Consider the following 20,256-nt stretch of genomic DNA (forward strand, 5'->3'; position numbering starts at 1 on the left):
AAACATGGTATGTGGTATCTGAAACAAAAGGTCAGGATCAGATCAGGGTAATTGAAAATGGTTCAAAAAAATCCCCCGGGGCAAACTGAGGGATTTGTGTAGAAGAGACAGATTTTATTGGGGCTTTTTCTTACCTGAAACTAAGCAATTTGACCAGTAGAAGTGTGCAGCCTTTGCCAGCAGGGGCCGCAGTTTGGGGCAGCGCCACCAACTGATGGCACTGACACAATTGATCGCTTCTGCTGTTTATGGGTGATCACTTCTACTGCTTTGAGCTGCTCAGTCTGCTGCGAGTTTTAGAAGAGCATTCGCTTTAGGATGGCTTTTTCATCGGGTTTAATACTAACGTTCAATAATTGCCTTACAAATATTAATCCGAAACCAATGAATTAGAGTAAAAAATCTAGCAAGGTTTTGTCCCAAAGTGAGCTAGGAAGCAACAGGCAGATGACATGTGATTACTGAGTCACTTGAACCTGTTTGTGTCGAGTGAAGATTGTCCCTAGGCAATTTGTCTGTCAGTCTTCCTCGGTATTCAAATTATTAATTCCTTAGCGATCAAATTGATTTCAAAATTAGACATATGGATGAATCCCTACTAAAAAATAGACAGCAAATTGAGCTTGGTGATTTTTCAGGTGTTAGACGCCAGCAACCTATGTAGCAGAAAGGATGATCACTTACTCGTCTATTTTTAGCAGGAATTATTAGCCAACTGTATGAGCGCTATGCAGACATGTCAAACAGAGTGATGACCACCTTAGAGCAAATGGTGCCGAAAGTAGAAGTGTATAGTATTGATGAAGCGTTTTTAGATCTATCACGCATCGATAAATGCACCGATATTCATCAGCTTGCATTAGATATTTATCAGCGAATACCGCAATGGACAGGGATCAGTGTTTGCGTTGGCATTGGGCCGACAAAGACCCTCGCCAAACTGGCAAACTATGCTGCTAAGCGTTATCCAGCAACCCGGGGCGTGGTTGATTTGCGCGACCGAGAACGCCAACGACAACTCATGGCGCTTATCCCTGTCGAGGAAGTCTGGGGAATAGGCCGTAGGCTTACGAAACGCTTGAACATCATGGGCATAAATACCGCGCTGCAATTGGCGGATGCGCATCCCAAACTTATCCGCGATACCTTTTCGATCACCGTTGAGCGCACGGTACGCGAACTTAACGGCATTGCCTGTGATGACATACAAGAGGTCGCCGCCACTAAGCAACAAATTATCAGCTCCCGCTCCTTTGGTAGTCGTATTGATAATTTAGAAGCGATGCAACAGGCAATCAATGAATACACTTTTAGGGCCTGTGAAAAACTGCGCTCCGAGCGCCAATACGCTAAAGCGATGTCGGTATTTGTGCGTACTAGCCCTTTTAGCGATGCGACTCCCCAGTACAGCAAATCGCTGTCGGACAGTTTAGTTCGCCCCAGCAATGATACGCGGGATTTTGTCACCCTTGGCCAAAGCCTACTGCAACGTATTTGGCGAGAAGGTCATGCCTATGCAAAGGCCGGTGTCATGTTAGGGGATTTTTTTTGGTGCAGGCGTGTTTCAGCTCGGATTATTCGATGACGTCACGCCTAGGCCTAAAAGCAAAGAGCTGATGCAATTACTCGATAAAGTGAACCACAGCGGCCGCGGAAAAATTTGGTTTGCAGGACAAGGTATTGACCCAACTTGGGGGATAAAACGTGAACAGCTTTCCCCTCGTTACACCACCCAATGGGCACAATTGCCCATAGTGACATAATCAGCAGCTCCAGTGGCTAAATGACCATCTGCGAATCGCATTTAATACTCTAGCCATTGGTTATTCATTGAAGCTCGCTCCACTCCTGACGACATTAATCAGAATAGGCTTATCGGCCTAAACTCATCTCACTAAGACTGTGCCAGCAAAACTCATCTCGCTTGGTAAAATAATTTTAAAAACCAATGTTTAACATTAAAAATGACAAGGCAATGAACGCCGTAGAGAGACGACTAAGGCAATAACGCAAACTTGCAAAGCCTTCGCGATCTTAAAAAGATAAGCAAGGGCAAGCATGAGCTTGCCCTAAACATAGATGCGGCTTTCAACATCATTCTGTTTTAAATCTCAACTAACACTAGAATGCATCCAACACTATAATCCAACGATTGCAAAACCGACTTAACACTAAAATCCATCGGCGTTAGCGCTAAAATGGTATCAACATCCATCATGCTTTGCATATTATCTCAGCCTTAACACTCTTCATCACTCAGGTCTTCAAAGTACCAGTAACCGAGGTTCACCCACTCAGTAAGCTGCTTAAGCAAGTCGGCATCGGCTAACCAGGGGGCTAAGGCGGTTTTATCTAACTGATTGCTATCACATAGTAGTGGGATCACCTCGGCCAATTCGGCTGAAAGCAGATACTTATCACCATTAATATACACAACGCCTTGTCCCACATTGATATCAAAATACAAACAACGCAGTCCGCCGAGGCGAATAAGCGGCTGCTCATCGAGCCAAGCGAGCACTTCATCTTGCGTGATGTCCAATGGCTCATCGGGTAAATCGAGAGCGCACTTTGACTGAGTTAAATAGCGGCCCGAAAACTCGCTCACCAGTTCATCGGTTAACATATTAGTCAGTTGCGTACGTAACCGCGCTAAATCGCGATTATCGACACAACCACTGCGCGTTGTCAGCTCGCGGTCTGGATCTTCAATCTGCTGTGCGCCTAAATCTTGCTCAGACAGATGATCAGCCAAAGCACTTACCATATCTTTGGCGGAAGCAGTGCGATAACCTACTGAAAAACTTAAAGACTGTTCTAAGGTTATGCCGTCATGGGGGAATCCTGGGGGAATATAAAGGATGTCGCCGGGCAATAACTCAGTATCGATAATCGGTTCAAAAGCTTCTGTGTGCAGCAAAGCGGGATGCGCGGCAAACTCTTTGTGCGGTCCCAGATCGCCTACGCGCCAGCGGCGACGTCCCGAGCCTTGGCAAATAAACACATCATACAGATCGATATGCGGTCCTACGCCACCGCCAGGAGTGGCAAAACTCACCATCACATCATCTAAACGCCATCGCGGAATAAAATCAAAACATTGGATCAGGGCTTCTGCATCGGGCACCCAGTTGTTCAAGGCTTGCACGATCAAAGTCCAATCCCGTTCACCGAGATGATCGTAGGAATCAAAAGGGCCAAATTCAGCCTGCCATTGCCCAGCCTGTTGGTACACTCGCCGAGATTCCACCAGCTCATCCATGGCTAACCCAGCTAACTCTTCGGGCGAGATTAAATCTTGAAAATGTTTGAATCCTTGGCGGATAACCAAAGGTTTTTTCTGCCAATATTCTGCTAAAAATTGCGCGGGTGTTAAGCCATTAATATCGAGTTGCATGGGTCGCTCACAAACCAAACTGTTATTCATAGAGGTAAATGCTAACAGGAAGCGAAACCAAGAAAGCTCGACCGGATCAACAAAGCATTAAGTCTTTTATCAGCGTCAATGTGATAGTGAATTTACTAACGTATTGAATTACAATCGGCTTATCTAAAAGCGTTGTACTGTCAAAGACGGCAATGCTGACACATCATTTATAGAGTCCACATAAGATCTATGCCTACATCTGCTGCTAACACTTTGGTCGTGCTCGACTTTGAAACCACAGGGCTATCGCCTAATCAAGGGGACCGCGCGATTGAAATCGGAGCTGTGCTAATTGAAAACGGCGTGATCACCCAAAGATTTTCAGAGTTGATGAACCCAGGATTTAGAATAAGTCGTTTTATTGAGGACTACACAGGGATCAGCAATCAAATGCTCAGGGATGCAGCGCCCTGCAATGAAGTGATGGCGCGTTTTGCCGACTTTATCGCCGATCATAACTTAGTCGCCCACAATGCGGCATTTGATCAGCGCTTTTTAGACGCGGAATTTGGCCAAATTCGCCATCGCTATCGAGGGCAATTTGGTTGCTCCTTGCTGGTGGCAAGACGTTTATATCAAGCGGCACCGAATCATCAATTAGGTACTTTAGTGCGCTATAAACAGTTACCAAGCGATGGCACCTTTCACCGCGCCTTAGCCGATGCCGAAATGACTGGCCATTTGTGGCTGGCAATGCTGGCAGACCTTCAGCAAGAGTTCGGTCTCAATGCTCCCACCTTCGAGTTACTACAAAAAATCGCCAAGAAAACCAAAGCAGATGTGCCGAAGTTTTTACGCCAATACTCAGACAAGTGAACTCAAAAAGCAAAAAGCCGATAAATCCAAGGATTATCGGCGATGTTTCAATAAGCAAATTAAGTGCTCAACGACTTGCCAGCAAAAAACAGCAAGCTCCTAGTAATAACGGCCCATCTATAACGGCTTAAGCGGCGCGCTATCAATGCCGCAGGAACTGCGAACCACTAAGGTTGTCGGAATAAGCTGCGCACTCACCTCTTGTCCGCGGATAAGTTTGAGTACACTGTCGACTAAGATTTCACCGGCTAATTGGGTATTCTGCTTAATGGTCGTTAATGGCGGATTGGCAAAACTCGCCACAGGAATATCATCATATCCCACCACTGCAACTTGTTCTGGGACTGAAATGCCCTTCTCTTTCAGCGCACGAATAGCACCAATGGCAATCAGATCGCTAGCAGCAAAAATAGCATCAAACTGTGCGCCTTTGGCCATCAATGCCATAGCCGCATCGTAACCAGCACTTTCAGTGCTAATTGCCGACACTTGCTTAGTGCGATCGACAGCAATATTCGCCATTTGCAGCGCCTTCACATGGCCTAAATATCTGTCCCTAAACTCAGGACTGTGGCTCGAGGCATCGCCTAAAAAGGCAAAAGCTTTACGACCAAGGGAAATCAAGTGCTCTGTGGCAATCAAGCCACCTTGATGATTATCACAACCAATGGAAAGTACTGACTTATTGTTATGCTCAGCACCCCAGATCACAAAGTGAGTATTCTGCGCGAGCAATCGCTCCAGCTTTTGCTCGTAGTCCATGTAGTCACCGTAACCAAGCAGAATAATGCCGTCAGCTTTATTACTGTCTTCATAATCGGCGTGCCAGTCGCTGGACAATTGCTGAAACGAAACCAATAAATCATAACCTTGCTGCGCCGTTGCTCGGGTAATGGAGCCAAGCATAGACAGGAAAAAAGGATTGATTAACGAGTCATCGTTGGTGGGGTCTTCACACAATAACAGCGCTAAGGTATGGCTATTTTGGGTGCGAAGATTACTGGCATTTTTATCGACCTTATAATTCAGCTCCTTGGCAATGGTTTGAATACGTTGGCGAGTTTCTAAATTGACTAACGGGCTGTTTCTAAGGGCACGGGAAACCGTTGACTGGGATACGCCAGCACGATAAGCAATATCAATCGAGGTTGCTTTCGATGCCATAAAGAGGATTTAACCTTAGTTATTATTTTGCGTCGATACTAAAACAGTTCCACCCACTTGTATAGACGAATGCGTTAACATCCGTCTTACATTAGAGACTCTGCTTAAATGCCGAGCTGATCGAGCAAATCATCGGCTTCATTATCAATGGCACGAGTCGCAATGGCGGGTTTATCGGCCATCTTAACCCAAGGCGAAACATTCGAATTTGAGTCGTTATTTCCCCCAATCGAACTGTGCTGCTCTAACAGACTATCGGGATCGAATTCTTCATCGTAGACAAATTCATCTAAGCGAATGAATTCGGTTTTGTCCATGGCAAACTCGAGGTAAAAAATATGGTTATTTTCAGTTCTAAACGACACTCTACGGGCAACCGCATCGTCTAAGTTAGCGTCGATTGATATGGTTAGCTCTTTATTAATCGTCAACATTTTTGGCTGGCTTTGGCTGATTGACGTTTGCAATTCTTTTGAAATTTTATTAATAAAATCCCCTAAGATTTGGTTCATCAGTTCGCCCATCACATTACTCACTTCATCTGACGTATGCGAAAACGCGAGCTCAGACTCAGGCATGCCCATGTTCAGCATGTAGCGACGGTAGATTTCAATCGCCGCCGAAGCTGAAAAGTTGATCACAACCAGCCCTGAAAAACCACCATCAAAAATCGAGAAACAACCGAGATCAGGTTTAAGACGAGTACGCGCAATACTTTGTACCATACCCGCATGGGTAACATTGCTGGCACTGGTGCTAGAAAGGACGTGGGCGACTGAGTGGCATAACTTCAGTAAAATATCATCCGACGTTACGATAGTATTTGTGGTCATAATCGATTCTCAAACTGAATAATGAATTAATCTTGCGCGTAAAAGCGTAAAAAATCAAAATTAAAACAATTGATTAGCCTAATATAGCAAGATGGCAAAATTAACATAATGCTAACTTATTGATATTTAATAGATCAGATAAAACCTTCAACATAAAGCGACTTATAAAACGGCCTAACTTAATAAGAACATGCCCCATAATGCAACAGATTAAAGTTCCCTATCACTATTCCCTGCTTTAGATCAAAGAAACTCATATTTTATAACGGCTTTTACTTAATTTATGTCACAGACGATTCAATTGAGATTGATTCGCAGGTATATTGATGCACAATAATAAGTCCTTAAGGAATCCAAATGATCACGTTTTTGCGCCGGTTTACCATTTTGCAACGCTTAATGATGATGCTCCTTATGGCCGCGATAGGGACTGTGTGTTTTGCCAGTTTTTCAATTAAAGAGCAGTACAGCAATTTAATTGAGCAGAAATGGTTGCAGATAGACGGTCAGCTCGCCAGCATGTTAAGTGTGATAGATGTGCACCGTCAGGATGCGCTCAAAGGTAAGTTTAGCGAAGCAGAAGCTAAACAAATCGCCGCGGATTTAATCAATCAAACTCGCTATTCAGGTTCAGGCTACTTCATTGTTATTGATGATAATAATCAAATCCTCGCCCACGGGGATAGCGCAAATCTTATTGGCACCTCAGCATTAACCTTCAAGTTACCTAATGGCACAAACCCCTTAGCCACTATGCTGCCATTAGCGCGTGCTAAATCGAAAACAACCCTCGAATACCCTATCGCCGATCCTATGACCCGCGCAATAGAAGACAAGCTTGCTGAAGCCCGTTACTACCCGCAATGGGGCTGGACAGTCATCACTGGCGCCTATCTCAGCGATGTCAAAGCGAGCTTAAAGTCAGTCATTATCGACTATCTGATTATCATGTTTTTGATTTCAGTGCCGATTTTTGCCTTCTTCCTTGTGCTTAACCATTCCATCACCTCACCATTAAATGATGCTATTGATGCCCTTGAAGATATTGCCCAAGGCGAAGGCGACTTAAGTCAGCGCATTAATGCTCAAGGTAAAGATGAGATTGCCCATCTCGCCCGCGCCTTCAACATGTTCGCCCAAAAAATTGGCGACATGGTCGGCCATTTACAACCTTTAGGCCAAGCATTAGATAAAGATGCAAAACAGCTTTTGATTGCAGTTGAAGAGTCCAATCAGAGTGCTGAACATATCCACAGAGAAACAGGCAGCGTCGCCACAGCCGTCAATCAAATGCTGTCGACCACCCATGAAATGGCGAGCAACACCCAGCAAGCGGCCGATGCGGCGAACAGCGTAAAAGAACAAGCGCAGCAAAGCCAAGTCGTGATCGACAACACCGTCAGCAATACAGAAAAACTGGTGGCAGAATTAAAAGCCTCTGAAGTCATCACCCAAAAGCTGGGCGTCGCCTCACAGCAAATCGGTAGCATTCTCGATGTGATCCGCAGCATTGCCGAGCAGACCAACTTGCTCGCCCTCAATGCCGCCATTGAAGCTGCTCGAGCAGGGACCCACGGCCGTGGTTTTGCCGTGGTTGCCGATGAAGTCCGCGCCCTTGCTACTCGCACCCAAGACTCGACCAATGAGATCCAAAAAATCATTAGCGAGATCCAATCCGGTGTAGGCTCAGTGATGAAGAGCAACAATCAAACTCAACTGCAATCCGATGAGCTGCAGGCTCAAGCCCACGAAGCGGGTAAAGCCATGGCGGCGATTCTGCAATTGATTGCCCATATCAGTGACATGAACACACAATTAGCCAGCGCCACTGAAGAGCAATCACTGGTGACCGAAGAAATTAATCGAAATATTTGTAATATTTCGGAATTAACCGAAGTCTCAGTAAAAGCTAACGAAAGTAATAGCCATGCAGCTCAGTCACTGCAAGACATTAGCCAAGACATGTCCCGCACCTTAGGCCAGTTTAAGATCTAACTAAAGTGTATGAGAACGGCATGACTTGTCGATTGGGGCGCCATAGGGCGCCCTTTTCTTTGGGTAAACCTGCTGGTAACGCTTGTTAACCGCTATCTCACCAATAATGAATTTCAACGACAAAATCCCATTAACCACAAATTCTCTGTCACGCTAACGTTTGATATGCGGTATGCTTTAGCCTTAAAAATCCAACCGAGACACTGCCATGCGAATGACCTTAGCCGTTCACCCTGAACAGTACACAATTCATAGCTTTAGCCCGAATGCCGTATTGCCCAGTGAGGTTTTTGCACAGGACATGTATTTCATTGGTAAGACCCAAGAAGGTTTATCTTTAGTCGTTTCCAGTGAAATGGAACTCGACAGCCTAGAGCAAGAACCGGGCTGGTGTTGCTTTGAAGTACTCGGGCCACTGGGATTTTCGATGACAGGCATTTTATCTAAAGTGTCTGGCACCTTAGCGGACGAACAAATCAGTATTTTTGCGATTTCGACCTTTGATACCGATTACATTTTAGTAAAAAATAATCGCCTCAAAAGTGCCGTCGCCGCCTTGAAAAAACAGGGCTATCACATCATAGAATCGAAAGACGAAATGTAATACCCCTTTAAATATGAGTTCATCTACTATGTACGAAAAAACAGTCACCATTACCGCCAAACATGGCATTCACACCCGTCCAGCAGCCTTACTGGTTAAAGAAGCCAAAACCTTTGACTGTGATGTCATGGTCGAGTGTAATGGTAAGCAAGCCAGTGCTAAGAGTCTGTTTAAGCTACAAACCTTAGGCTTATATTCTGGCGTCACGGTAAGAGTGTTTGCCGAAGGTGAACAGGCTCAGGCCGCGGTTGAGAAAGTCTCTGAGCTGCTCATTACCCTAAGCTAGGCCTTTTCTTACGCTAAAATGCGTTTATCTGCAGGTTTAACCGACACGAAAAAAACTCATCTTGACCGTCTTGACATGCTAATGCTTTACATACAAACGCTTTACAAGCTTAGCGTCACTCAACTAGACTCGCTATCGCTAACGGACACTCAGTTCAGTGGTTAATTTAGGAAGGGATATGTCAATAACGGGGATTATAGTGTCATCGGGAATTGCCTTTGGACAGGCACTTCACCTGCTCCACACCGAACATCACCTCGATTATCGCCCTATTCCCCTGTCTAAAATCCCTCAACAACAGGGTAAATTTGCCAAAGCCTTGCAAGAACTACAGGCACAACTGACCCACAGCCAAGCTGCACTCGATAGTGACTCCGAAAATTATCAGTTGATCGAAGCCGACTTATTGTTATTAGAAGACGATGAATTAATCGAGCAAGTGAACGATGCCATTCGCACCTTACAATTGTCGGCAAGTGTGGCGGTGGAACGTATTTTTGCCCATCAGGCCAATGAGTTACAATCCTTAGATGATCCCTATTTAGCCAATAGAGCCCAAGATGTGCGCTGTTTAGGCCAAAGAGTCGTTGCGGCGATAAACGGCCATTTAGCTCAAGGGCTCGAAAAACTCGATAGGCCCACTATCTTATTAGCGCAGGATTTGACCCCCGCCGAATTTGCCTTACTGCCGCGGGAAAACCTTTGCGGTATTGTACTGAAAACGGGCGGTTTAACGAGCCATACGGCCATTTTAGCCAGAGCAGCCGGCATTCCAGCCATCTTAAGTTGTCAGTTCGACGCAGACTCTATTCCCAACGGTACGCCCTTAGTGCTCGATGCGCTCGCGGGTGAACTTTGTGTCAATCCCAATCCAGACCAACAGGCAAGACTCACAGTCACCTTTCACCATGAACAAGCAAGACGCGCAGCACTTCAAACTTACAAGGATGTCCCAGCGCAAACCCAAGACGGTCATACTGTGGGACTCATGGCAAACGTGGGTAATCTCAACGACATCACCCATGTCAGCGATGTCGGCGCCGATGGAATAGGTTTGTTTCGCACCGAATTTATGTTGATGAACGTCGCCACCCTGCCCGATGAAAAAGCCCAATACAGCTTATATTGTGATGCATTGCACGCTCTAGGCGGTAAAACCTTTACCATCCGCACCTTAGATATAGGTGCAGACAAAGAACTCCCCTGTTTATGCCAAGAAATTGAAGATAATCCTGCCTTGGGTCTTCGCGGCATTCGCTACACCTTGGCGCACCCAGAATTATTTAAAACCCAATTGAGGGCAATTTTGCGTGCCGCCAACCATGGCCCGATCCGTTTGATGTTCCCTATGGTCAATCAAGTCGAAGAATTGGACGAAGTGTTTGCACTTATTGCCCAGTGCCAAGATGCCTTGGAAGAAGAAGAGAAAGGCTATGGCGAACTTAGCTACGGTATCGTTGTCGAAACCCCTGCTGCGGTATTCAACCTCAACGCTATGCTGCCAAGACTCGATTTTGTCAGCATTGGCACCAACGATTTGACCCAATATGCAATGGCAGCCGATAGGACAAACCCGCAGCTTACCCGTGACTATCCGTCCCTTTCGCCTGCCATTTTAGCCTTAATTAACATGACAATAACCCAAGCTAAGGCCGCTAATGTTAAAGTTTCTCTGTGCGGTGAACTCGCCAGTTCACCACAAATTGCGCCACTGTTAATCGGCATGGGGTTGGACGAACTCAGTGTTAACTTAAGCTCACTCTTAGAAGTGAAAGCGGCCATTTGCCAAGGCAGCATCACACAATTTTCGGCATTAGCGCACACAGCATTACAACAAGATAGAATTGCAAGCTTACAGCAGTGTATAACAAGCTATAAATAGAGACATTTATTCGTTATGCTGCATTACAGAACAAAAACAATGACAAAAACAAGCAAAAGAGGCTCTAGATTATGGGATTTTTAAGCCGAATAAGGCGCTTGGTATCGGGCCAGACTCAATTAGCTGGCGGTATCATGGTATATGCCCCCGTTTCCGGGGATATCGTCGCCATTGAAAAAGTCCCCGACGTGGTTTTTGCTGAAAAGATTGTCGGTGATGGCATCGCTATCGCCCCCAAAGGCGAATTAATTCTGGCGCCTATCGACGGCACTATAGGTAAAATTTTTGAGACAAATCATGCGTTCAGTATTGAGTCTCCCCAAGGTTTAGAGCTATTTGTTCACTTTGGTGTAGGTACAGTCGAGCTGAGAGGCAAAGGGTTTAAACGTTTGGCCCAGGAAGGTCAAGAAGTGAAAGTCGGCGATCCGATCCTGTCATTCGATATTGATTATCTAAAAGACCAAGTCGACAGCCTACTCACTCCTGTCGTTTTGGCGAACATGGAAGATGTCAAATACCTCGACAAAGCCCAAGGCAGTGTCACCGCAGGCAAAGACGTGATCTTTACGGTACAGCTCTAATTTAACCATTTCGAATAAATCATTTATCGATTGTTTTCTGAATAATAAAAGGCTGACTCACCATCATGAGCCAGCCTTTTAAGTTTTTGAAAACCAAGCCTATACACGATATTTGAATTCGCCAAGCTGCACCGATACACAGGCTTAAGAGAATCTATTTCGGCCGTTCTCACGCTAAGCATCACGTTCCTTGTGAATAACGGCTACATGACTCTAGTACATTAATCTGCTTTAAACATGGCAAAATCGGGGCGCGGCAATTTATCTAAAATACTGTACAGATAAATCACCAATACCGAGAGTAAAGCGCCTGTCAAAAACAACCACTGACCGCCAAAATGATCCAATATGATGCCACCTCCAAGGGGTGCGAGCGCAAATCCTAAGTCATAGAATGAAGCAGCCCCAAAGTAGGCGCCGCGAAGATGATCTGGGGCTAAGCGGTCGATATGCACATTCATAGTGGGGAACAAAATAGTCTCGGCGACGCTCATCACCACAATCGCACCTATCCAGCCCCAAAATAGATCCAGCGGATTAAATGCCAGCCAGATTTGTGAGCCGATCAGTAATAGCAATCCGATTTGAATCCGTTTGACGAGCGGAAAACGGGCCATGAGTTTCAATAGCAAAAATTGGGTGGAGATAATCACCATAGCATTGGTGAAAATCATGCCAGAAATTAACGTCAGCAAATCAGGCGCACCTGCGCGAGTAAGATATTGGATCAACGAACTGTCCATTTGGGCATAAATGAACATACACAAAATATTGGCAAAAATTAAACATTGCAGCAATTTATCTTGCAATAGAATGGCGATAATTTGCTTACGGCTCACGACTGCCGCTTTTTTCGTGCTTGCCTCTACATCAGTCGATAAGCTATTCACACCACGATTAACACCATCACTTGTCATGTCATTTACAAAGTCACTTTCACTGCCACTCGTATCGCCACTTAAATTGTCACTCGATAAGGCGCCAGCCGCCATAGCAGGTTCCTGACGGGTTTGATGGTTAAATCCCCAATATAACAAGGCCAACAATACGGCAAAGGCCACTGCAGTAAGGTAGAAACTGGATTGCTTGCCCGTAAGACCAAGCCATACCCCCAGCATAGGGCCAACGGCGCAGCCAACGTTGACGATAAAATACAGCGACTGCATCGCCAATTCGCGTGTCTTAGGATCGGCAATAATGTCGCCAATAGCGGCGGATGTCAGCGGTCGCCACAGTGAAGTGGCCATAGAGCACAGAGTCATCACGACCACATACCCCTCGACAGAATTGGCTTCAGCCAATAACGAAAACGAGATGATATAGAGGATGCCCGTCAGGTACATCAGCTTATGACGACCGATTCTGTCGGACAATGAGCTACCAACAAAGCTCGTAAATACCGAAATAATCGCGGCGCTGGACAAGACCATGCCGACCTCAGTGGCACTTAGCGCAAATTTCTCATATAAAATAACGGCTAAGAATGGCCACACCATGTAATAACTGCCACGGGTGATAAAAGACCCAAACAAAAATATCCACATCAAGCGCGGAAATTGCTTAAATCGCTGCAATGAAACATCGCTGTGCATTTTAATCCTTTAAAAGTCGCGCTAGAGTCAACGCCAGATATCAAACTGATTTTAATAAGAAAATAATATATAACAGACCGCTTAAGTTAAACAAGTGTAAAGGGAGATACGGAGTAACCAAGGGATAACTCATCCAGTAATACAGCAACGGCATGGGTAATAATTCGACAAAATTTGCAACCTAAAATGGGACCATAAACACTTGTTGATCACAAAAACTTAAAAATAAATATGACGACTTGTTTTAGAATGAAATGATGACTATACCTCTAAGAAAGCTTTTTGATATTCAAGAGGAAAAACAATGAAATTTAGTCATAAGATTGTAGCTGCATCCTCTATATTACTTTTAGTCACAGTAACGCTGTTAACATCCAAACAATACTCTTCAATTCAAAATGAAATGAAGTCACAGGTTGAAGCCAGTGTTACCGAAATTGTCGATGGGGTTAGAAATACTGTTTCGTCGGAAATTGAATCCCGTAAACAAATGGCCGCTTACACGACAAGTCTATTGGAGCAAGATCTCAGCCCCACACATATTACTTCTGTGATTACTCGTCCAGTTGTTAAAAACACCTTCATACTTGTCGGATTCGGCTACGAAAAAGATGGTAGCAACATAAATAACAATCCTAGTTGGGACCCTGGCGCCGGATGGAACCCACGAATTCGTCCTTGGTACATAGATGCAAAAAAATCCGATAAGCTGATTATCACTGCGCCCTATCCTGACTCAGCATCTGGCGAAATTCTCGTCTCAATTGCAACACCAGTAAAAGATAATGGCGAGTTCATTGGGGCTATTTTCTACGATGTCAGCCTCGTAGGTCTAGCCAAACTCGTCAATGAGGTTAAGCTCTTTAATGCAGGGTATGTCTTTATTATTTCAGGAGATGGCACGACAATCGCGCACCCAGAGTCAAAACGAAATGGCGCGCCAATGAGCGACTATTTACCAGATGTTGAAGTGACGGAGAAGCCACAAAAAGTCAGCATAGATGGTAAAAATTATACCTTAGATTTCTCTCGAGTTTCAGGAGAGGACTGGTATGTCGGCGTTATCTTAGATGAAGATATAGCCTATGCTGCAGTCACAAACCTACGCAATAGTTCTATTATCTATTCCGTTATTGCCTTAATCATCAGTATCACAGTACTACTATTTTTGATTATCCGTTTAATGCGCCCATTACAAACCTTAAATGATGCTATTCAAGATGTTGCCTCCGGCGAGGGTGATTTGACTCAACGTTTAAATACTAAAACAGACACTGAATTTTCAGCATTGGCAATAGGATTCAACACCTTCACTGCAAATCTACAGCAACTGATCATTCAATCTAAGTCAATTGGGCAACTCATACACAAAAGCTCAGAAATGACATCGTTAGAATTACAGCAATCTACTGATGCCATGAACTCGCAACTCCATGAACTAGAACAACTTGCAACTGCGATGCACGAAATGGCCACCACGTCTTCAGACGTGGCCCGTAATGCTCAAGGGGCTTCATCCGCCGCAAAAGAGGCTGATGAAGCGACAAATGTGGGTTCCAAAGTCGTCAGTGATACCACAAATGCTATTAACGCTCTGTCATCAAAAATCGATATGGCTGTCGCTGAAGTAAACACCTTAGGGTCAGCAACAGACAACATTGCCACTATATTGAAAGTCATTAATGACATTGCAGATCAAACGAATTTATTAGCCTTAAACGCAGCCATTGAGGCAGCAAGAGCTGGTGATTCTGGTCGTGGTTTTGCTGTGGTCGCAGATGAAGTCAGAACCCTCGCCCAAAGGACTCAACAATCTACAACTCAAATCCGTACCATGATAGAGCAACTCCAAACAGGAGCAAGGGCTGTTGCAGAGGTCATGAGTCAAAGTAAAGATAATGCAAAAGATGCGGTCACACTCGCCCAAGGTGCGAATACCGCGTTAGACAAAATTCGTGAAGCAATATTGCAGATCAGCGATATGAATCTACAGATTGCTTCTGCAGCCGAAGAACAAAGTTTAGTTGCCGAAGAAATTAATAATAATACCATTAGAATTAAAGATTTATCTGTCCAAGTATCAGACACTGTGATTCATGCAAATACGGCTATGCATACGCAAACTCAGCACATCAAAGAGCAAGATACCATCCTTAATAAATTCATTGTTTAGGTATAGTAAGTCATGGATTCGTCCATGACTTACGGTGGAAATCTTAATAAAGGTACTCATCATGAGCAGAATCGCATTGTTCGTACTAGGCACTATTCTTCAAATACCGCTACAGGCTAATGCCCAAGAAACGGAAGAGTCAGATCGACTGCAGCAACTAGAGCAAAGAGTGAAGGAATTGGAGCAACAAGCGAAAGCTGCACAAACCAGTTCATCAATGCAATCCTCCTTACGCAATAGTCACTTTTCTCTCTACGGCTCGCTGCGTCCAACCTTAGAATACCAAGACAAAGCAGACGATGTATGGGATATAGGTGATGCCCTCTCTCGTTTAGGGGTCAAAGCTGATACCGAGTTTGCCCCAAATTGGCATGCTATTGCCCAAGGAGAATGGAAGATTCGCCTCGATGATAATGGTCGATTCGGTGAGGCGCGCCTCGCATTCGCCGGAATAGGCTCTCCCTTTGGTCAGATAACCTTTGGACGTCAACGGCCAGTGCAATACACTTTAGTCGCTGAGTACATTGATATTTTTAACAATGCGAACAGCCCGTTTAGTTACAACCAAGAGAGTCCATTCTTTGTTAATAATGCTTTGATATACGAACTGAAACTCAAACCCGTTACTGTAATGGCCTCTGCAATTTTTGATGGCAACTCTGGTGGCAGCGGCGCTGATACTATTAATGTCGGAGCCGGTTTTGACAAGAATGGATTACACTTAGGCGCCGCATATTTACAACAAGATGTCTATGCCAACGCGAATAGAACTGGAAAAGAACAACTGACAGGCGCGGTTATCTCATATGAATTTAGCTCTGGTATATATGCTGCTGTTGGCTATCAGGCTAAAGATTACGAGTTTGAAACTGCAATCAACCGCACTGGTAGTACTTTTGACAGTGCACTGGCTATCCCTTTTGCTAACGCCTATAAGCTAAAATTAGGGTATTTTTGGTTTAAAGATGGGATAGAAGATACTAGCAGTCAGGATTATGATGGCTATAACCTCACCTTAGAATGGCAAATTGCGGCAAATGTCCGTACACATTTAGAATACTTACAACAAAATAATGATCAACGCGAAGATGACACTATTATCGCCTTAGGCATTCGCTATGATTTTGATTTAAATTGGGAGTTCTAATTAAGATTCGTTTTATTTAAACTAGCGAAATATATAGGGTTAGAAACATTTAACAATTGACTGCCGCTCTAATTATCGCCCTTAAGTGCAATCTTGACTGCAATATGAAGCGCAACAATTAGAGGTTTAAATAGTAAATATCATTATTTCAACTTTAGGCAAAAGTGTCGACGCCCGCCTCTTTCACACGCTCTTGGGATGACTCATTCATTTCCTCTACTTTCTGAGGCGAGATAGTGGTCTGTTTCTGTTGAGCTTGTATCGATGATGACTGCATGCTCGCAGATGATTGACCCACATTGGCGATATTAATGATGATTTCCCTCGACTAATAACAACAATTACACTATTAGACATTAGAGCGGAAAACTTAAGCGACGCTTATGCCTTTAGCCTGTTTTTCATACAAACCAAGAGACTTCCACCATGCTCAGATAATGCTTGCTAGCCCACAACAGCAGGCATGTAAAGACGGATACACTGACATTTTTATGCTCACACTATCTCAGCAACACATCCCACTTGTGACATGCGACGCACAATGCCACAATGCCAGCAAAATCAATGCTTGCAAGCCAAGCGTCCATCCACACTGGAGCATCATTTTGACCCTCTACGGAATTAAGAATTGCGATACAGTGCGTAAAGCACGCAAATGGATTGAGAATCATCAACTTCCAGTTCATTTTCATGATTTTAGAGATGACGGCCTACGTCAAGAAGACCTCGAATTATGGTGTCACACCGCTGGCTGGGAAACCGTATTCAATAAGCGCAGCACGAGCTTTCGTGCACTCAGTGACGCAGATAAAACCGATATCGATCAAGCCAAAGCCATTCAACTTATGCTGGCGCAACCGACACTGATCAAACGCCCCGTCTTAGTCGTCGGTGAACAAGTGCTGATTGGTTTTGATGAAGCCGCCTATAAAAGAGTATTCTCAGTATGATGCTTGCCGACAATTATCCCGTTACAGAACTAACAAAAACGCTGATCGCCCGCCCTTCGGTGACACCGCTTGATGAAGGCTGCCAAACCTTAATGGCTGAAAGACTCAGCGCCATCGGTTTTAATATCGAACCTATGGTATTTGAAGACACCACCAATATGTGGGCTCGCCGTGGCAGTGAAGGCCCCGTTTTTTGTTTTGCGGGTCACACAGACGTTGTGCCAACGGGTGATGTGAGCCGCTGGCACACGCCACCTTTTGTGCCCACCATCATTGATGGCTACTTATATGGCCGCGGCGCAGCGGACATGAAAGGCTCACTGGCGGCTATGATCGTTGCCACCGAACGCTTTGTGGCTAAACATCCCGATCATCATGGCTCTATCGCCTTTTTGATCACCAGTGATGAAGAAGGTCCGTTCATCAACGGCACGACGCGAGTCATTGATACCTTAGAAGCGCGCAACGAGAAGATCACCTGGGCATTAGTCGGCGAACCCTCATCAACCCTAAAGCTGGGTGATGTGGTCAAAAATGGTCGCCGCGGCAGTTTAACCGGCAACTTAACCGTGAAAGGCATTCAAGGCCACGTGGCCTATCCACACCTTGCCGATAATCCAATCCACAGAGCCGCGCCTTTTTTAGCCGAGCTGAGTCAAATGCACTGGGATAATGGCAATGAGTTTTTCCCCCCCACCAGCTTCCAAATTGCCAATATTAATGGCGGCACGGGTGCATCAAATGTGATCCCTGGCGCACTGGAAGTGATGTTTAACTTCCGTTACTCCACCGAAGTGACCGCCGAAATCTTGATTGAGCGAGTTGAAACACTATTGAAAGCCTATGAGCTAGATTACGATATCAGCTGGATTTTCAATGGCCTACCATTTTTAACCGGTGATGGTCCGCTATTAGATGCTACCCGTATCGCGATCCGCCAAGTCACAGGTTATGAAACCGATCCGCAAACCACAGGCGGCACATCAGACGGTCGCTTTATCGCGCCAACGGGCGCCAAAGTGTTAGAGCTTGGCCCTGTCAACGCCACCATTCATAAAGTGAATGAATGCGTTAAAGTGGATGACCTTGAGCAGTTAGCTCTGTGTTATGAAGTCATTTTGGAACAATTACTGTGTTAGCACATCTGAAGATCCGTCCCGAAACCGCAAAGCTTTACGGCTTAAGCTCCCCTGAATTGGTGGATTATTTAAGCCCGTATCACCTTGGTTATCATAGCTTTGGGTTAGAGGAGAACACAGCTATCGCCTTTAAGTCTATGGCGGCAAAAGCTGAAGATGCGGGCATAAAACTCGCGATTTGCTCGGCTCATCGTCCCTTTGAACGGCAACTGGCAATTTGGAATGCCAAGGCTAGCGGTAAACGCGCGGTATTGGATGCCAATGAGTTACCGGTCAATATTCAGGGCTTAAGTGACGATGCCATAGTTGACTTGATTTTGCTCTGGTCGGCGTTGCCCGGCGCTTCACGCCACCATTGGGGTACCGATCTCGATGTGTTCGATGCGGCTCAAATTGATGTCAAAGCCCTGCGCCTTGTTGAAGCTGAATATATTCAGGATGGTCCCTGCGCTAAATTGCATGCTTGGCTGGTAGAAAATGCCCATGATTTTGGCTTTTACTTCCCGTTTCAGCAGGGACAAAGTGCGGTAAGTCCTGAGCCTTGGCACATCAGCTATTTCCCTGTAGCACAGTTATTGTTGCCACAATTCGATCGTGCCGAACTGGCAATCCTGTTAGAAAACAGTGATATGTTGCTAAAAGGTGCAGTGCTCGCCCGATTAGACAATCTAATAGATGAATACGTGCTGCGTATCGCTCAGCCCTAATCACGAAATACTCGCCAAGATCAGTCAACACAGGTTAAGCATAGCGCTATATCGTCAAAATTGGCGCCAAAATGCGGTTTAACACAATGATATATTTGATAAAGTAGGTTTTATGGATTTTTCTTCACACCGTCAGCAGCTTGTTATTGCCGATCGAAAATTAAGTTATCTTGATGTCGGCTCAGGCCCTGTATTGTTGTTTGGGCACAGTTATTTATGGGATAGCGCTATGTGGGCGCCTCAAATTGCCACCTTAAGCGCCCAGTATCGCTGCATAGTGCCTGAACTTTGGGGCCATGGTCAGTCAGATTTACTGCCCAATAACTGCAAAACGCTACTCGATATTGCCGATCAAATGCTTGAGCTAATGGATGCTCTTGAGATAACTCACTTTAGTGTTGTCGGACAATCTGTCGGTGCTATGTGGGGCGCAGAATTGGTACTGAAAGCACCAACAAGAGTTAAAACCCTCGTTATGCTCAACAGTTTTATCGGCTTCGAACCCGAAGTCACCCGTGCGAAATATGATGGCATGCTGGATATGATTACCGCCGCTAAGGCGATCCCTGCGCCGCTGATCAGTGCGATTTCACCTTTATTCTTCGCCAATGATGCCGCAAATAACACTCCCGAACTAGTTACGGGCTTTGAACAGTCACTTGCCAGTATCACAGCGGAGCAAATCCCCACGATAGTTAAACTTGGACGAATGATTTTTGGTCGTCGCGATACCATGGAATACGCCGAGCAATTGACGCTACCCTGCCTCATCATGGCTGGCGTGGAAGATAAGGCCCGCAGCGTATTGGAAAGTTACCTGATGAGTGATGCCATTGACGGCAGCCAACTTGTGCATATTCCTGCGGCAGGACACATATCAACTCTCGAACAAGCGGAATTTATTAACCAACATTTAGCCGATTTTCTGGCTAAACATTATTAATCAATCGCTAAATCTAC

Annotated in this window: 18 protein-coding genes; 14 read left to right on the top strand and 4 right to left on the bottom strand. The window is 45.1% G+C overall.

Annotation, left to right across the window (positions count from 1 at the left end; translation table 11 throughout):
* The first annotated feature begins 736 nt into the window (after positions 1 to 736).
* Positions 737 to 1,585: a hypothetical protein gene (locus KO531_RS14675; RefSeq protein ID WP_251068970.1), complete on the top strand. Its 849-nt coding sequence runs from the start codon at positions 737 to 739 to the stop codon at positions 1,583 to 1,585.
* On the top strand, positions 1,560 to 1,763 hold the full coding sequence (locus KO531_RS22435; RefSeq protein ID WP_346345250.1) for a DUF4113 domain-containing protein: 204 nt from the start codon (positions 1,560 to 1,562) through the stop codon (positions 1,761 to 1,763). The genes KO531_RS14675 and KO531_RS22435 overlap by 26 nt, the downstream gene beginning before the upstream one ends.
* A gap of 476 nt (positions 1,764 to 2,239) precedes the next feature.
* Here the strand turns inward: KO531_RS22435 and KO531_RS14680 are convergent, their stop codons facing one another.
* Positions 2,240 to 3,397 (bottom strand): cupin domain-containing protein, encoded by a 1,158-nt coding sequence (locus tag KO531_RS14680; RefSeq protein ID WP_173245099.1) that lies wholly within the window; start codon positions 3,395 to 3,397, stop codon positions 2,240 to 2,242.
* A 219-nt stretch (positions 3,398 to 3,616) separates the two neighbouring features.
* Between KO531_RS14680 and KO531_RS14685 the strand changes: the two genes are divergently transcribed.
* The gene (locus KO531_RS14685) at positions 3,617 to 4,243 is read left to right on the top strand and encodes a 3'-5' exonuclease (RefSeq protein ID WP_173245102.1); all 627 of its coding nucleotides are present in this window, start codon (positions 3,617 to 3,619) and stop codon (positions 4,241 to 4,243) included.
* Positions 4,244 to 4,360: 117 nt separating this feature from the next.
* On the opposite strand, the gene KO531_RS14690 is transcribed toward KO531_RS14685, so the two are convergent.
* Positions 4,361 to 5,407 carry a LacI family DNA-binding transcriptional regulator gene (locus KO531_RS14690; protein WP_113939612.1) on the bottom strand — a complete coding sequence of 349 codons (1,047 nt, stop codon included), beginning with the start codon at positions 5,405 to 5,407 and terminating at the stop codon, positions 4,361 to 4,363.
* 104 nt (positions 5,408 to 5,511) lie between these two features.
* Positions 5,512 to 6,240 (bottom strand): DUF3334 family protein, encoded by a 729-nt coding sequence (locus KO531_RS14695; RefSeq protein WP_028760052.1) that lies wholly within the window; start codon positions 6,238 to 6,240, stop codon positions 5,512 to 5,514.
* Between the two features lie 357 nt (positions 6,241 to 6,597).
* Between KO531_RS14695 and KO531_RS14700 the strand changes: the two genes are divergently transcribed.
* From KO531_RS14700 to crr, 5 genes are all read left to right on the top strand, one after another.
* Positions 6,598 to 8,235, top strand: coding sequence for a methyl-accepting chemotaxis protein (locus KO531_RS14700; protein ID WP_028760053.1), 1,638 nt, complete (start codon positions 6,598 to 6,600; stop codon positions 8,233 to 8,235).
* Between the two features lie 208 nt (positions 8,236 to 8,443).
* Positions 8,444 to 8,839 carry an ACT domain-containing protein gene (locus tag KO531_RS14705; RefSeq protein WP_219251547.1) on the top strand — a complete coding sequence of 132 codons (396 nt, stop codon included), beginning with the start codon at positions 8,444 to 8,446 and terminating at the stop codon, positions 8,837 to 8,839.
* 28 nt (positions 8,840 to 8,867) lie between these two features.
* On the top strand, positions 8,868 to 9,125 hold the full coding sequence (locus KO531_RS14710) for an HPr family phosphocarrier protein (protein WP_028760055.1): 258 nt from the start codon (positions 8,868 to 8,870) through the stop codon (positions 9,123 to 9,125).
* 178 nt (positions 9,126 to 9,303) lie between these two features.
* A complete protein-coding gene (gene ptsP, locus KO531_RS14715) occupies positions 9,304 to 11,007 on the top strand; it encodes a phosphoenolpyruvate--protein phosphotransferase (RefSeq protein WP_113939609.1) in 1,704 nt (567 codons plus the stop codon).
* 71 nt (positions 11,008 to 11,078) lie between these two features.
* Positions 11,079 to 11,588: a PTS glucose transporter subunit IIA gene (gene crr, locus KO531_RS14720; protein ID WP_006081821.1), complete on the top strand. Its 510-nt coding sequence runs from the start codon at positions 11,079 to 11,081 to the stop codon at positions 11,586 to 11,588.
* Between the two features lie 221 nt (positions 11,589 to 11,809).
* Here crr and KO531_RS14725 read toward each other — a convergent pair whose 3' ends face one another.
* Positions 11,810 to 13,180 (bottom strand): MFS transporter, encoded by a 1,371-nt coding sequence (locus KO531_RS14725; protein ID WP_219251548.1) that lies wholly within the window; start codon positions 13,178 to 13,180, stop codon positions 11,810 to 11,812.
* 304 nt (positions 13,181 to 13,484) lie between these two features.
* Between KO531_RS14725 and KO531_RS14730 the strand changes: the two genes are divergently transcribed.
* The 6 genes from KO531_RS14730 (at position 13,485) to KO531_RS14755 (ending at position 20,239) form a co-directional block, all read left to right on the top strand.
* Positions 13,485 to 15,353, top strand: a complete 1,869-nt coding sequence (locus KO531_RS14730) for a methyl-accepting chemotaxis protein (RefSeq protein WP_219251549.1) — start codon at positions 13,485 to 13,487, stop codon at positions 15,351 to 15,353.
* A 61-nt stretch (positions 15,354 to 15,414) separates the two neighbouring features.
* Positions 15,415 to 16,500 (top strand): porin, encoded by a 1,086-nt coding sequence (locus KO531_RS14735; RefSeq protein ID WP_219251550.1) that lies wholly within the window; start codon positions 15,415 to 15,417, stop codon positions 16,498 to 16,500.
* A gap of 605 nt (positions 16,501 to 17,105) precedes the next feature.
* A complete protein-coding gene (locus KO531_RS14740; RefSeq protein ID WP_219251551.1) occupies positions 17,106 to 17,450 on the top strand; it encodes an ArsC family reductase in 345 nt (114 codons plus the stop codon).
* The gene (dapE, locus tag KO531_RS14745) at positions 17,450 to 18,589 is read left to right on the top strand and encodes a succinyl-diaminopimelate desuccinylase (RefSeq protein WP_219251605.1); all 1,140 of its coding nucleotides are present in this window, start codon (positions 17,450 to 17,452) and stop codon (positions 18,587 to 18,589) included. The genes KO531_RS14740 and dapE overlap by 1 nt, the downstream gene beginning before the upstream one ends.
* Positions 18,583 to 19,296, top strand: a complete 714-nt coding sequence (locus KO531_RS14750; protein ID WP_219251552.1) for a M15 family metallopeptidase — start codon at positions 18,583 to 18,585, stop codon at positions 19,294 to 19,296. The genes dapE and KO531_RS14750 overlap by 7 nt, the downstream gene beginning before the upstream one ends.
* A gap of 112 nt (positions 19,297 to 19,408) precedes the next feature.
* On the top strand, positions 19,409 to 20,239 hold the full coding sequence (locus KO531_RS14755; RefSeq protein WP_028760061.1) for an alpha/beta hydrolase: 831 nt from the start codon (positions 19,409 to 19,411) through the stop codon (positions 20,237 to 20,239).
* Positions 20,240 to 20,256 lie beyond the last annotated feature (17 nt).

It is taken from the genome of Shewanella sp. NKUCC06_TVS (assembly GCF_019345515.1).
GTDB classification, from domain to species: domain Bacteria; phylum Pseudomonadota; class Gammaproteobacteria; order Enterobacterales; family Shewanellaceae; genus Shewanella; species Shewanella oncorhynchi.